A 13222-nucleotide genomic window follows, 5' to 3' on the forward strand; every position below is an offset into this window, starting at 1 on the left:
ATGCGCTCCAACAAAAAAGGGAGGCGTTGCGCCTCCCTTTCGAACATTTGGGACTGCCGTGGTTTAATAAAGCACGTTCTTGGCTTCCGGCTTGTCGATATTGTCCTTGGTGACGACAACGGCGCCCGTATCGACGAACTTCTCGACCTTTTCCTTGTTCAGCACCTTCAGCAGGGTTTCGATGCCCTTTTCGCCCATCTGGTAGGAACCCTGAACGACGATGGCGTTCAGCGTGCCGTCCTTGACGAATTCCTGCAGGTCCTGATTGCCGTCGAAGCCGATGGCGGTCAGCTTGCCGGACTTGCCTGCCTGCTTGATCGCGCGGCCCATGCCGATGGCGGTCGGTTCGTTGGCGCCGAAGATGCCGACGAGATCGCCATTGGCCGCCAGAACGTCGGTGGTCTGGTTGAGCGCGGTCGCCATCTGCGACTGCGAGTAATAGGGACCGACGATTTCCAGCTTGGAATTGGCCTTGATGTAGTCCACGAAGCCGCCGACGCGGCCGATCTCGGACCCTGCGCCCGCGACATAGGACATGACGGCGATCTTGCCGGTGGTGCCAGCCTTGTCGATCAGGGCCTTGGCCGCGGCTTCACCGGCCTTGCGGTTATCGGTGGCGAGGAAGGACTGGTAATATTTGTCGCCGCCATCGGCGAGCTGCGAGTCGATGATGACGACCGGAATGCGAGCTTCCCATGCCTTCTTCACGGCGGGCGTCAGCGCGTCCGGGTCGGAAGGTGCAAGCAGGATTGCGTCCACTTTGCGGTTCACGGCATTTTCCACCATGTTCACCTGGTCGGCGATGGCCGATTCAGCCGCCGGACCCTGGAAGGTCATGGTGTGGTCCTTGGAATCCTTGATCGCGGCTTCGGCGCCCTTCTGGACGTTCTGCCAGAAAGTCGAATTCACGGTCTTCACGATAACGGCGATTTCGCCAGCCGAAGCGCTTGCCGCCCCGGCAAGGACGAAGGCCGAAGCCATCAATGCAGACACCAGTTTACGCATGTTTTCCTCCTGTTATCGAGCTCTTGGCTCTACCCTTGCCGGAATGCCTCGCATTCCGTCTCCCCTCTCATCGACGGTTGCGCATCTGGTCGATCCAAACGGTGACCAGAATGACGAGGCCGATGATGATCTGCTGCGTGAAAGCGGAAATGCCGTTCATGTTGAGGCCGTTCCGCAGGATTCCGATGACGAACGAGCCGATGAACGTGCCCGAAATGGTGCCGACGCCGCCGATGAGCGACGTGCCGCCGATGACCGCGCTCGCAATGGCGTCGAGTTCGTAGGCGACGCCCTCATTGGGCTGTGCGGTCACGAGGCGGGACATGAGAACGCAGCCCGTAAGCCCGGCAAGCGTTCCCGAAACGATATAGGTGAAGGCTGTCACGCGGGCGACATTGACGCCGGAAAGCCGCGCTGCCTCGGCGTTCGACCCGATGGCATAGATGTGGCGGCCAAGCACCGTGCGGTTCAATACGAGTGCAGCCGCGATCGCGATCACGATCATCAGCACCACCGGATAGGGGATGCCGGGGAAGGTGACGACCGGAAAGCCCTGTTCGTCGATGCTCTCGATGCGGAACAGCGATCCGTTGCCGAGCACGCCGAAGGATTCACCAAGGCCGGAGACGGCGCGCGCGCCGGTGATCTGGAGCGCGACGCCGCGCGCGATCAGCATCATGCCAAGCGTGGCGATGAAGGGCGGCAGCTTGAGCCTGGTGATGACAAAGCCGTTGATGAGACCGCAGAGCGATCCCATCAGGATGCCGAGCAGCATGGCGAGCGGGATCGGCAGTGAAAGTTCCTTGACCGCAAGCGCCGCCACCACACCGGCAAGCGCCAGCACGGAGCCGACCGAAAGATCGATACCGCCGGTGATGATGACATAGGTCGCGCCGATGCCGAGCAGCGCGATGGACGTCACTTGCAAGGCGATGGTCATCGCATTGTTGACGGTCATGAAAGCGCTGCTGGTGACGGAAAAGATCGCCGCCAGAATGATCAGGCTGCCGACGGCCGCAAACTTCTGGATGATATCCTTCTGGCGGTCGCTGAGCCCTTTGGATTTTGCCGTCTGCTGGGGCTTGTCCGTGGTGATTTCGGCCATTACTGCGTCCTCATTTATCCTGCCGGCCCCGACCGGAGGCATAGGTCATGATTTCTTCCTGCGTTGTCGCAGCCGTATCGAGGACCGCGGTGATGCGCCCCTCGTGAAAGACCGCCACGCGGTCCGAAAGCCCCAGAATTTCCGGCAGTTCCGAGCTGATCAGCACGATGCCAATGCCTCTTGCGGCCAGTTCGTCCATGATCTGGTAGATGGCGAATTTCGCTCCCACGTCGATGCCGCGCGTCGGTTCGTCGAAGAACATGATGCGCGGCTCGCGGAAGAGCCACTTGCCGATGATGATCTTCTGCTGGTTGCCGCCTGACAGCAGGCGAACGGGCTGGGCCAGCCCCGGCGTCTTGATGTTGAGAAGATCGACATAGCGCTGGCTTGCCTGCCGGTGGCGCTCGAAATCGATAACGCCATAGGCGCTGCTGACGGCTTCCATATTGGCGAGGGTCAGATTGGCATCGACCGGCATCTTGACGGCCAGTCCCTGCGCCTTGCGGTCTTCCGACAGGTAGGCGATGCCTGCCTCGATGGCGTCGCGCGGGCTGGTGATGGAAAGCGTTTCGCCTTCGAGCACGATGGTTCCGGCGTCATGCGGATCGGCGCCGAAGATAGCGCGCGCAACTTCGGTTCGTCCCGCGCCCATCAGCCCGGCAAAGCCAAGGATTTCGCCGCGCCTGAGTTCAAAGCCGATATTCTCGAAGACACCGCCCCGCGTCAGCCCGGCGACGGAGAACATCACTTCCTGCGTCGGCTTTCGCGTCGGTTCGGGAAATTTCTCGTCCAGCGAGCGCCCGACCATCCCGGCCACGATCTCATCGACGGTGACATCGTGGAAATCCTTGGTCCAGACATAGCGCCCGTCGCGCAGGATGGTGACGCGGTCGACAATCTCCGCCATTTCATCGAGACGATGCGAAATATAGACGATGCCGGTGCCCTGCGCCTTCAGCTCGCGGATGACCCTGAACAGAAGCTGCGCTTCCTGCTCGGTCAGCGAGGAGGTAGGCTCGTCCATGATGAGGACGGAGGCATTGAGCGAAAGCGCCTTGGCGATCTCGACCATCTGGCATTGGGCAACGGAAAGGTTCAGCACCTGCGTGGACGGATCGATCTTCACGCCAAGCCGGTCGAGGCAGTGCTGCGCGTCTTCCTTCAGCTTGCGGCGGTCGACAAAGAAACCGCGTTTCGGCTCGCGGGCAAGATAGATATTCTCCGCAACGCTCAGGTGCGGAATGAGGTTCAGTTCCTGATGGATGATGGCGATGCCTGCCGCTTCCGATTCAAGCGTGGAGCCGAAGCGAACCGGCTGGCCGCGATAATGGATCGTCCCGCCATCGGGCTGATAGACGCCGCTGACGATCTTCATCAGGGTTGATTTGCCCGCACCATTTTCGCCGCAGACGGCATGAACCTCGCCCGCCCGCAATTCAAAGCTGACGTTCGACAGGGCTTTGACGCCCGGAAATTCCTTGGAAACGGAATCCAGATTCAGCAATACAGGCGCAGCATCCGCGCGCGCTGATGCTGACGGTAATCCTCCCATCGCGCTTCCTCCTCGCGCAAAGTTTCGTCAACTATTGACAGAAGAAGTAGAAGGCACGCGGTTTCTGGTCAAGCCAATTTTGTGCAGGCAGCAACAAACTCGTTATGATCGGTTGGCTCGGCCCCTAATTGCTATTGTTAGACCCAATTGGCCTGACCAAACTTCTCTTTTCTCGTTTTGCCTGAATTGTGAATCATTTATTATGAGGACGACAAATGGCCGCTGCTGTCGATCAGAAGCGAGCCAGAAGAAAGCGCATCATGACTGTTATTGTGACAGTATCGCAGTATTTTATGCGGGCCGCCTCTGGAAAGAGGGGGCGTTCCTTTCTATTATTAGAGCATTTCCAGCAAAAGCGCGAAGCGGTTTTGCATAGGATAATGCGTAGACAAAAAGAGATGGAGCGGTTCTGCGAACCCGTTTTAACTGGAAACGCTCTATATTCCGATCATCTGATCCCGAGGGGCAGTTTTGTATTTTGAAATAATTACGGTCGTGCTGCTGACGATCCTCAATGGTGTTCTCGCCATGTCGGAACTCGCAGTGGTTTCATCCCGCCCGGCACGACTGAGGGTAATGGCGGACAAGGGCAGCCGCGGCGCCCGCATGGCCATCGAACTTGCCGATAATCCAGGCCGTTTCCTGTCCACCGTCCAGATCGGCATTACGCTGGTCGGCATTCTGTCAGGTGCGTTTTCGGGCGCGACATTGGGCGCCCGTCTCTCCGGCTGGCTTCTGGCGCAGGGCATATCGCCAGCCCTTGCCGATGCGCTCGGCGTCGGTTCGGTCGTGGTGGTCATCACCTATCTGTCGCTGATCGTCGGCGAACTCGTGCCGAAGCAGATCGCGCTGCGCGAGCCGGAGGCGGTAGCAAGCCGCGTCGCCCCGACCATGACGCTCCTGTCGAAAATGGCTGCGCCGCTCGTCTGGCTTCTCGATACGTCGGGCCGTCTGGTCCTCAAGCTGCTCGGTCAGTCCGGCAAGTCGAGCGACAGCGTGACCGATGAAGAGATCAAGTCCGTTCTCGCCGAAGCGCATAGCGCGGGCGTGATCGAGACGGAAGAATCCCGCATGATCGCAGGCGTGATGCGCCTTGCGGACCGGACGGCGCGCGGGCTGATGACGCCGCGCATGGACGTCGAAATGGTCGATATTGAAGACAGTTTCGATGAAATCCGCCAACAGCTTCACAATACGAGCCGTTCACGGCTGCCGGTACGCGGCGAGAATTCCGATGAAGTGATCGGCGTCCTGCAAGTGCGTGATTTCTTCAACCAGCTTTCCTCCACGGGCAGCGTCAATCTGCGCGAGATCGTCCGGGACGTTCCGGTCGTGTCGGATTTTTCCGATGCGCTGGACGTGGTGGAGGCCATTCGCGGTACGCCGACACATATGGTGCTCGTCTATGACGAATACGGCCATTTTGAAGGGGTGATTACTGCGGGCGACGTGATCGAGGCAATCATCGGCGCCATGCAGGAAGAGGACCATATCGAGGAAAAGGCGATCGTTCGCCGTGCGGATGGTTCCTATCTTGTCTCCGGCTGGATGCCGATTGACGAATTCTCGGAATTCCTGCGTTTCCCGATCGACGAGGACGCGGAATACAACACTGTTGCCGGACTGGCGCTCGAGGAAATGAAACACCTGCCGGACGTGGGCGAAACCTTCGTCAAGAACGGATGGGTGTTCGAGATCGTCGACCTTGACGGCCGCCGTATCGACAAGCTGCTGCTGACGGCGGAAGAACCCGCGACCGAGTGACCCTGCTTTCTTGAAACCACGCTGGATGGGGCTTGCCGGGTGGTATGCCCCATCCACCGAAGTAATTGTATCGATTGAACCGCTGGACCATTGGCATTTTAGATAAAGTGCATGTTATACTTGGCAGTTGGGGGCAGGTTTTCTGCATTCCTTTCTGGTCGGAAACTCGGGGGCGTCCCGATCGGGAAAAGCTGAACGTGCTCTGGCCGGTGGTTGCGTATCGATGGGGTCGAAAACTGCATATTGGCTTCAACTGGTCAGGTCGGCATATGGCAGCCACGACAGTCCGATAGCCGACAAGATACTGGCGGACCAGCTTGGCGAGATTTGCGAGGGCGCTCGCTTCTCGATGCCCATAAGCACGATTCTCTCGGTGCTCATCGTGCTGGTGCAGAGCGCCGCCGGGCATTTCTGGGAGTCGATTGTCTGGTTCGCGCTCGTCAATATCGTTAATGCGCTGCGCTTCTTCGAGGCAATTGCCTATAGCCGCCGTCAGGCGCCCATTGAAAATGTCGCGGATTTGCAGCGCCAGATCAGGCGGTTCCAGTTTCTTGCCGCCCTGTCGGGCTTTTTCTGGTCCGGCGTCGCCGTCCTTTCCAGTGGGTTCACCGACCCGCAATCGCCGGTCTATCTCGTCATCCTTGCCGGAATTTGCGCAGGCGCCGTCACCTACGGTTCGTCCTATGCTTCGATTGCGATCAATTTCATAACCCCGCCGCTCGTCGTCACGGTGATATGTCTGGCCGTGCAAGCCGACCTGCAACGCGGCGTGATCGCCGTTTCAGTCGTGCTGTTCTGGTGCGGGCTTACGCGCGGCGCGCTACTGGGGCAAAACCGCTTCATCCAGACAAGCAGGCTGAAGCACGAGGCCAAGCAACTCGCCGACGAAATGGCGCTCAAGTCGCAGGAAGACCCGCTGACCGGCCTCTTCAACCGGCGCGGGCTGGAAAATTCCATCCGGCTTTTTCCCGTCGCGGAAGGTCCCTTCATCGTCATGCTGATTGACCTCGACGGGTTCAAGTCCGTCAACGATACCTACGGACACAAGGTCGGGGACGATCTCCTCGTCGCCATCGCGCAGCGTATCCGGCAGATTTCACCCGAGCGCTCCGTGCTGGCGCGCATCGGTGGCGACGAGTTCGTGCTCGTCTATCCCGAACCATCGGCGACCATCGAGGCGGGGCTGGTGGCAGCGCGCATCATCGGCAGCCTGAGCGCGCATTACGAAGGCATCCTGTCGGTCGAGATCGGTGCCTGCGTCGGCATCTGCCGGCTGGAGCGGCTCGACCCGGTTGAAATGCTGCTGCGCGCCGATTTCGCGCTTTATGCCGCCAAGAGGCGTGGCCGCAACGAATATTTCTTTTTTGAAAAGCGCCTGCATCACGAGTGGGAGCGCAAGCAGAGCATCGAGCGCGATCTGCGCATCGCCATCGAGACCGGGCAGATACAGACCTATTTCCAGCCGGTGGTGGAACTTTCCAGCGGGAAGATGGTGGGATTCGAGGCGCTGCTGCGCTGGGACCATCCGCAGCACGGCACCATCGCCCCGCCTGAAATCATTGATGTTGCCTGCGAAGTGGGCGTGGTGCGGCAGCTTACGAAGAATGTCTTCTTCAATTGCTGCGAGATGATCGACAAGCTCACCGAAAGCGGTCGCTGCGATCTGACGGTTGCCATGAACCTGTCGCCGCGCGAAATGGCGGGAGGCCGCATTCCGCACGAAATCCTGTCCCAGATGGAACGACGCGACCTGCCTGTTTCCATGCTGGAAATCGAGATCACGGAGGAAGCGCCCTTCGACCAGCGCGGGATGAATGACAGTCTGGATGCGCTGTCGAATGCCGGTGTTTCCATCGCGCTCGACGATTTCGGCACCGGCTTTGCGACCTTTGCTTCGTTGAAGAAAGGTCTCGTCGACAAGATCAAGATCGATCAGGTGTTTGTGCGCGGCATCGCGGAATCGGAGGGCGACCAGCACATCGTGCGGGCGATGGTCGCTTTGGCCGACGCCCTTGGCGTCAAGGTGACCGCCGAAGGCATCGAGACGGAGGAAGACCGGGACATGCTGTGCGCGCTTGGCTGCAGCAGCGGGCAGGGCTTCCTGTTCGCCCCCGCCCTGCCGATGGGCATGGCGCTCGCAGCCCTTGCCCGGTCGAGCGCCGGTTCAAGGGTCGATCAGGCTGTCCGGTAGCCGGGGCGGATAGTCCATCTCGATCTCGTCCCGGCCGTAAATGGGGGCCGTGAGGTTGGGGCCGGTCACGACAGGGCGGATTCTGTATTTCCCGGCGGGAAGTCCTTGCGGAAAGAACGGCGAATAGGCGTCTTCATCGCCAACCGGATGGTAGATGACATATTGGCCGTCGCGCTTCTGGACGGGATTGTCGTCGAGCGTTTCGCTTTTTCCCGGCTCAATGGTCTTGTTGAAAAGGTCGTAGAGCTTGTGGGTGGTCTGCTGGCCGTCGGCGGAGGTGAAAAGCAGATGCAACTCGGCATAGCTCAGTTCCACCGCTTCGCTCCCCTTGTTCGCCAGCGTCAGGGTGAACAGGTGCCTGTAGTAATCCCGGTCCTTGTCGACATCGCTGTAATCCGCGAGACCAAGCTGCAGGGATTGCGGCTTCTGCCCGTTTTCGGCCTGCCATTCTGCAAGGTCATAGGCTTCGCTCAGGGATATCCAGCGTTCAAGCGGCCCGGTTTTGTCCTGATAAGCGATCTTCATCCAGTCGCCACCGGCAAAAGCGAGCTTGCGCGCCTTGTCGCCCCGGACCAGATGGGAATTTGTGGCGCTTTCCCGGTCGGGATTGCTGTAAAGCGCCAGCTTTTCTATCGGAACTTCCCAGCCCTGTTCCGTTTCATCGGGCGCCAGCGGCAGTTCGAGGACGATATTCCCCTGCGGGTCGTAAGTGACCATGCGCATGGGTTTTTCCATATAGGGCCAGCCGGACATCTGTTCCTCCGGGCGCGACTGTTCCACAAGCCGTGGCGACCTGTCAGGGCCGATCGACAGGATATCGACCCGGGTGTAATGCCCGTCGCGGCTGCAACTGCTTTTGATCAGCTTTCGCTCCGCCAGGCGCTCGACGTTCCACAGTTCGCCGCAGTTCAGTTTTCCGCCGAGTTCGTCCTCGATGATCAGGGGAGAAAAAGATCTGGATTTCGGATCGTAGAGATAAAGGGCGACGCCGACGTCGAGGCTTCCCGCCTCGCGGGCACGCAAGGCTAGGTCCGTATAGCCATCGAAATCATAGTCGGCGGTGTCAAAGCCGACAGGTCCGTCGAGCCCGGTGAGCCAGTCGGAATCCAGCAAGACCAGTTTCGATCCGTCGGGCTGGATCAGAACATAACCCTCTTCGCGCCTTTCGATATGCGCGCTCACGCCCGGTTCCGGCAGGAGGCGCGGAAGATCCTCTTCCGCGAAAGCGCGGTTCATCTGGCCCGGCGACAGAAAGGCCAGCGCAAATCCGAGGGCCGAAAGGTAGAAAAATCGTCTCATCGCAATTTTCTCGTTTGATATCGTGCGTCTGGCTTACATGAGGCCGGGCAGAAACGGGAGTCGTTCTTTCCAGTCATCCGGGGCTTGGGCGCAAGCCGGGCCAGATGTTATGGTCCGCGTTGGAAAAGGTGGAGGAAGCATCATGGCCGACAAGAAACCTGACGGCCCGGTACTTTTATCGGGCGGCAACCCGCAGATCGCCAAGGGGGAAGGGGACGGGCCGGTGCAGGCCTATATCGCGGCCATGCCGGGCTGGAAGAGCGAGGCAGGCCGCCGCCTCGATGCCCTGATCGTGCGCACGGTGCCGGACGTGCATAAGGCGGTCAAATGGAACTCACCGTTTTACGGCATGAAGGGAGAGGGCTGGTTCCTCAGCTATCATTGCTTCGAGAAATATATAAAGGTTGCGTTCTTTCGCGGTGCAGGGCTGAAGCCGATGCCGCCCGTCGGATCGAAGAGCAAGGACACGCGCTACTTCCACATCCACGAGCATGACGCGGTGGACGAAGCCCAGCTTGCGGACTGGATCGGACAGGCGAGCCGCCTGCCGGGCGAGAAAATGTAGGCGCAGATTCGTGATGCGCCACGGCCGGAGGAATTTGCAGTTTAGACTACGGGAGGCCTTCATGGCAGACGATAACGAGGCGTCCAGGCTGATTGACGGGCGCATTGCGGAGCTTGGCGACTGGCGCGGCGAGACGCTGGCCAGAATGCGCGCACTCATAAGGCAGGCCGACCCGGAAGTGGTCGAGGAATGGAAATGGCGCGGCGTTCCGGTCTGGTCGCATGACGGCATCATCTGCACCGGCGAGACCTACAAGAAAGTCGTGAAGCTGACTTTCGCCAATGGCGCGGCGCTGGACGACCCCGCCCGCATCTTCAATTCCAGTCTCGAAGGCAATACGCGCCGCGCGCTGGATATCAGCGAGGGTGAAACGGTGGATGAAGACGCCTTCATCGCGCTCGTTCACGCTGCCATCGCGCATAATCAAGCAAAAAAGACGCGGAAAAAATCCAGGGCGTGAAGATCAAGCGACCCGAGACGACAGAGGCGATTGAAAAGCCCCTCGTTTTCACCGTAAGGAAGCCCCGGCATCAAGCTGGGCGAGTGTCCGGACGTAATCAAGTTCGATGAGCTGGATGGATGGCGCTGAATAGCGGTCCAATAATATTGTAATGTAGAATGAAATGAATAATGGAAGGCACTAATGATACGATTAAGGAAGTTGTTTTACATCGCTCTTACCTCTGCTGTCTTCGGCTTTATATTTCTTGTTGGATACACGATTCAGGCGGGCGTGAATATCTCCGATGGCGGATATCACGGGATTATGAAAATTGTCGTAGACATTCTCAGCGTCTTTGTAGAAGTGTTTGGAGCCGCTTTAGCCGGTGGTGCTATTATGATTGTCGCGCTCTTTGCAGGTATTTTTGCTGCGGTTACGATCTGGCGTGACAAGTTGTATTTCTATTGATGTTACAAAAGATCGTGCTTTAAACCGAAAAAGGAGCAAGGCTGTATCTCCAGTCTTGCAGCTTCGCCGGTGCGCACAACGGTCGCCCCCATGCGGCGGACGACCGTTTCAAACACCAATCACACTGAACGGCTCAAGCCGCCATCCACGCGCAGGTTCTGCCCGGTGATATAGGCGGCGCCATCCGATGCGAGGAAGGAGATCGTCGCGGCGATTTCCTCGCTCTTGCCATAGCGCTGCAACGGAACGCTGGCGCGCCGCTCTTCCGTCTTCGGCAGGCTGTCGATCCATCCCGGAAGAACATTGTTCATGCGGATATTGTCGGCGGCATAGGTGTCGGCGAAAATCTTGGTGAAGGAGGCAAGCCCGGCACGGAACACAGCCGAAGTCGGGAACATGGCGCTCGGCTCGAAGGCCCATGCGGTCGAGATATTGATGATGACGCCGGATTTCTGCTTCTGCATCGTCGGCACGACAAGACGGGCCGGGCGAACCGCATTGAGGAAATAGGTGTCCATTCCCTTGTGCCAGTCTTCATCGGTGATTTCGAGGATCGGCGCGCGCGGGCCGTGGCCTGCGCTGTTGACCAGCACGTCGATACGGCCCCATTTTTCCAGAACAAGGTCAACAAGGCGCTTCAGATCATCGTTCGACTGGTTGGAGCCCGTGACGCCGACGCCGCCCAGTTCCTGCGCCAATGCCTCGCCCTTGCCGGAGGACGAAAGGATTGCAACCTTGAAACCGTCCTGCGCAAGCCTGCGTGCGGCGGCGGCGCCCATGCCGCTTCCGCCAGCCGTCACAATCGCTACTTTTTCTACTGTCATGATGCTTTCCTTTCGGGAAAAATGTTGCACGAGCGGTCAGCCGCCGATAACCATTCTTTGCAGTTATAGCCGAGAGCCACTATCCTGACGAACGAAAATGCGTAACGTCAGGCAGTAGAAAACCTATCGGGTTCAGTTCATGAAAAGGCTTCCTTCGCTCAATGGTCTGCGTGTGTTCGAAGTCGTCACGCGCCATCTGAACTTCCGTCTGGCGGCGGAAGAACTTGGCGTGACGCAGGCGGCGGTGGCCCAGCAGATACGCGGCCTTGAGGCGGAGCTTGGACTGAAACTCTTTGAACGCCAACCCCGCACGCTGGTCATGACCGAGGCGGCCCGCGCCTATATCGCCAGTGTGCGGCGGGCCTTCGACCTGCTTTCGGAAGCGACCGAAATGCTGCGACCCGAGCCGCAGCACCTGACCGTGAGCGTGACGCCGACCTTCGCGTCGAAATGGCTGATCCCGCGTCTGGCCGAATTTACGCAAGCGCATCCCGATATAGAATTGCGCATTGTCGCCAGCGACAAGGTCGCCAATTTCCAGACAGATGCCGTCGATCTTGCGGTGCGTTATGGCGAGCCGCCTTTCGGCCCGGGGCTGAATGCGGAGCTGCTTTTCGAGCACGTGATCGTTGCCGTCGCAAGTCCGGTTCTGGTTGAGAGGCTGGGTGATCCGGGCCTGCCGGAAAATCTGCAGCGCTATCCGCTGCTGCACGATGCGCATAATTTCTGGCCGCGATATCTGGAAAAGGCGTTTCCCGGCGGCGTGTCGGCTTCACCGAAAAATACGCGCTTCAACCAGACCTCGCTCGCCATCGATGCGGCAATCGCCGGGCACGGGCTGGCGCTGGCAAGCCGCTTCTTCGTGGAAAAGGAAATTGCCGCGGGCAGTCTCGTTCAGGCGCTGGCCACCGAATTGCGGGTGGGCGCGGATTTCTATGCGGTTTCGCTGCGAAAACCGCGCCATCCTGAATCCGTTGAGGCCGTGAAGGGCTGGCTGAAAAGCGCATCCCGAAAAGTGTGAAACGGTTTTTGGAAAAGATGCGCGCAATGCAGATAAAGCGCGAGCCCATCAGGTTGATGGCTCAGGCACTTCCAGCGGATTTTTGCGGCTGCGGGCCGGCATGGTGATGCAGACGAGGCAGATGACGACCAGAAGGACGCCAAACCAGCCGAGGGCGGACAGTCGCTCGCCGACGATCACCACCGCGAAGAACGCGGCGACGACCGGCTCGAACAGGGTGATCGTGGTCGCCACGCTTGTTTCCACGCGGCTCAAGCCGTAGCCGAAGCAGACATAGCCGAGGAACATCGGCACGAAAGCCATGTAAAGCCCGACTGCCGCATTGTTCCAGGAGGCGAGAAACGGTCCGCCGGTCGCGATCAGAACCGGCATCAGCAGAATGCCGCCTATGCCGAAGGTTGCGCCCATGGCGGTCGTCGACGATATGCCGCCCTGCATCAGCTGGCGCGCGCAGGAGGAATAAAGCGCATAGGTAAAGCCTGCCACGAGGCCGAGCAGCGAGCCGATGAGTGGTGAGCCGTCAGCGGAGACGGCGTGACTGCCGCCATCCTCCGATATGCTGAGCAGGACCATGCCGATGATGCCTATCGTGGCCCCCGCCAGCCAGCGGAGCGATGGGCGAAAGCCGCTTTGCCTGTATTCGATCCCGGCGGAAAGCAGCGGGGCGGAGCCGAGCGAAATGACCGTCCCGATGGTTACGCCCGCCATCCGCATGGAGGCATAGAAGGCGAGGGGATAGATGGCGACGCAGATCGCGCCTAGCATTAGGATGCGCCATTGATCGGCGAGCGCCTTTCGCGAGGCGATGATGCCGCGCCAGGCGATTGCCGCCTGTGCAAGCCCGCCAAGGCCCATGGCGGCGGCGCCGATTGCAGCCGCGCCGACTTCGGGCGCGAAAGTCGCCGCGGTGCCGGTTGTCCCCCAGATCGTGGAAGCGGCGATGATGGCGGCCACGCCCAGAAAATAGCTTTTCGATGATTGCATTT

13 protein-coding genes are annotated in these 13222 nt (G+C 59.5%); 7 read left to right on the forward strand and 6 right to left on the reverse strand.

All coding sequences use genetic code 11. The annotated features are described in order from the left end of the window. Positions 1 to 63: 63 nt before the first annotated feature. The 3 genes from ACOWVS_RS01725 to ACOWVS_RS01735 form a co-directional block, all read right to left on the reverse strand. Entirely contained in the window at positions 64 to 1005 is a 942-nt protein-coding gene (locus ACOWVS_RS01725; protein WP_006468607.1) for an ABC transporter substrate-binding protein, read from the reverse strand. A 67-nt stretch (positions 1006 to 1072) separates the two neighbouring features. Further along, positions 1073 to 2110: an ABC transporter permease gene (locus tag ACOWVS_RS01730; RefSeq protein WP_075041525.1), complete on the reverse strand. Its 1038-nt coding sequence runs from the start codon at positions 2108 to 2110 to the stop codon at positions 1073 to 1075. Positions 2111 to 2120: 10 nt separating this feature from the next. Beyond that, a complete protein-coding gene (locus ACOWVS_RS01735) occupies positions 2121 to 3662 on the reverse strand; it encodes a sugar ABC transporter ATP-binding protein (RefSeq protein ID WP_021585558.1) in 1542 nt (513 codons plus the stop codon). A 215-nt stretch (positions 3663 to 3877) separates the two neighbouring features. Between ACOWVS_RS01735 and ACOWVS_RS01740 the strand changes: the two genes are divergently transcribed. From ACOWVS_RS01740 to ACOWVS_RS01750, 3 genes are all read left to right on the forward strand, one after another. After that, positions 3878 to 4144, forward strand: a complete 267-nt coding sequence (locus ACOWVS_RS01740; RefSeq protein ID WP_075041524.1) for a hypothetical protein — start codon at positions 3878 to 3880, stop codon at positions 4142 to 4144. Next, complete coding sequence (locus ACOWVS_RS01745) at positions 4134 to 5426, forward strand: hemolysin family protein (protein ID WP_006468612.1); 1293 nt, start codon at positions 4134 to 4136, stop codon at positions 5424 to 5426. The genes ACOWVS_RS01740 and ACOWVS_RS01745 overlap by 11 nt, the downstream gene beginning before the upstream one ends. Before the next feature lie 223 nt (positions 5427 to 5649). Beyond that, complete coding sequence (locus ACOWVS_RS01750) at positions 5650 to 7617, forward strand: putative bifunctional diguanylate cyclase/phosphodiesterase (RefSeq protein WP_075041523.1); 1968 nt, start codon at positions 5650 to 5652, stop codon at positions 7615 to 7617. Here ACOWVS_RS01750 and ACOWVS_RS01755 read toward each other — a convergent pair. Next, positions 7591 to 8916, reverse strand: coding sequence for a hypothetical protein (locus ACOWVS_RS01755; RefSeq protein WP_247644411.1), 1326 nt, complete (start codon positions 8914 to 8916; stop codon positions 7591 to 7593). The two genes, ACOWVS_RS01750 and ACOWVS_RS01755, sit on opposite strands and share 27 nt — an antisense overlap. Positions 8917 to 9058: 142 nt before the next feature. Between ACOWVS_RS01755 and ACOWVS_RS01760 the strand changes: the two genes are divergently transcribed. The 3 genes from ACOWVS_RS01760 to ACOWVS_RS01770 all read left to right on the forward strand — a co-directional run bounded on the left by ACOWVS_RS01760 (position 9059) and on the right by ACOWVS_RS01770 (position 10391). Next, positions 9059 to 9481, forward strand: coding sequence for a DUF1801 domain-containing protein (locus ACOWVS_RS01760; RefSeq protein ID WP_063620489.1), 423 nt, complete (start codon positions 9059 to 9061; stop codon positions 9479 to 9481). Positions 9482 to 9542: 61 nt separating this feature from the next. After that, positions 9543 to 9941: a DUF1801 domain-containing protein gene (locus ACOWVS_RS01765; protein WP_075041521.1), complete on the forward strand. Its 399-nt coding sequence runs from the start codon at positions 9543 to 9545 to the stop codon at positions 9939 to 9941. Positions 9942 to 10124: 183 nt separating this feature from the next. Next, positions 10125 to 10391, forward strand: a complete 267-nt coding sequence (locus tag ACOWVS_RS01770; RefSeq protein ID WP_075041520.1) for a hypothetical protein — start codon at positions 10125 to 10127, stop codon at positions 10389 to 10391. 119 nt (positions 10392 to 10510) lie between these two features. Here the strand turns inward: ACOWVS_RS01770 and ACOWVS_RS01775 are convergent, their stop codons facing one another. Continuing rightward, complete coding sequence (locus tag ACOWVS_RS01775) at positions 10511 to 11215, reverse strand: SDR family oxidoreductase (protein ID WP_075041519.1); 705 nt, start codon at positions 11213 to 11215, stop codon at positions 10511 to 10513. Positions 11216 to 11354: 139 nt separating this feature from the next. On the opposite strand from ACOWVS_RS01775, the gene ACOWVS_RS01780 reads away from it, so the two are divergent. Next, positions 11355 to 12236: a LysR substrate-binding domain-containing protein gene (locus ACOWVS_RS01780; RefSeq protein ID WP_075041518.1), complete on the forward strand. Its 882-nt coding sequence runs from the start codon at positions 11355 to 11357 to the stop codon at positions 12234 to 12236. Positions 12237 to 12284: 48 nt separating this feature from the next. Here ACOWVS_RS01780 and ACOWVS_RS01785 read toward each other — a convergent pair whose 3' ends face one another. Then, a complete protein-coding gene (locus ACOWVS_RS01785) occupies positions 12285 to 13220 on the reverse strand; it encodes a DMT family transporter (RefSeq protein WP_075041517.1) in 936 nt (311 codons plus the stop codon). Positions 13221 to 13222 lie beyond the last annotated feature (2 nt).

This window comes from Brucella sp. IR068, assembly GCF_049065885.1.
GTDB classification, from domain to species: Bacteria; Pseudomonadota; Alphaproteobacteria; order Rhizobiales; family Rhizobiaceae; genus Brucella; species Brucella intermedia.

Coding starts and splice junctions, on each gene's coding strand:
- ACOWVS_RS01725 (WP_006468607.1), bottom strand. CDS start 1,005: ATGCGTAAACTGGTGTCTGCATTGATGGCTTCGGCCTTCGTCCTTGCC.
- ACOWVS_RS01730 (WP_075041525.1), bottom strand. CDS start 2,110: ATGGCCGAAATCACCACGGACAAGCCCCAGCAGACGGCAAAATCCAAA.
- ACOWVS_RS01735 (WP_021585558.1), bottom strand. CDS start 3,662: ATGGGAGGATTACCGTCAGCATCAGCGCGCGCGGATGCTGCGCCTGTA.
- ACOWVS_RS01740 (WP_075041524.1), top strand. CDS start 3,878: ATGGCCGCTGCTGTCGATCAGAAGCGAGCCAGAAGAAAGCGCATCATG.
- ACOWVS_RS01750 (WP_075041523.1), top strand. CDS start 5,650: ATGGGGTCGAAAACTGCATATTGGCTTCAACTGGTCAGGTCGGCATAT.
- ACOWVS_RS01755 (WP_247644411.1), bottom strand. CDS start 8,916: ATGAGACGATTTTTCTACCTTTCGGCCCTCGGATTTGCGCTGGCCTTT.
- ACOWVS_RS01760 (WP_063620489.1), top strand. CDS start 9,059: ATGGCCGACAAGAAACCTGACGGCCCGGTACTTTTATCGGGCGGCAAC.
- ACOWVS_RS01765 (WP_075041521.1), top strand. CDS start 9,543: ATGGCAGACGATAACGAGGCGTCCAGGCTGATTGACGGGCGCATTGCG.
- ACOWVS_RS01770 (WP_075041520.1), top strand. CDS start 10,125: ATGATACGATTAAGGAAGTTGTTTTACATCGCTCTTACCTCTGCTGTC.
- ACOWVS_RS01775 (WP_075041519.1), bottom strand. CDS start 11,215: ATGACAGTAGAAAAAGTAGCGATTGTGACGGCTGGCGGAAGCGGCATG.
- ACOWVS_RS01780 (WP_075041518.1), top strand. CDS start 11,355: ATGAAAAGGCTTCCTTCGCTCAATGGTCTGCGTGTGTTCGAAGTCGTC.
- ACOWVS_RS01785 (WP_075041517.1), bottom strand. CDS start 13,220: ATGCAATCATCGAAAAGCTATTTTCTGGGCGTGGCCGCCATCATCGCC.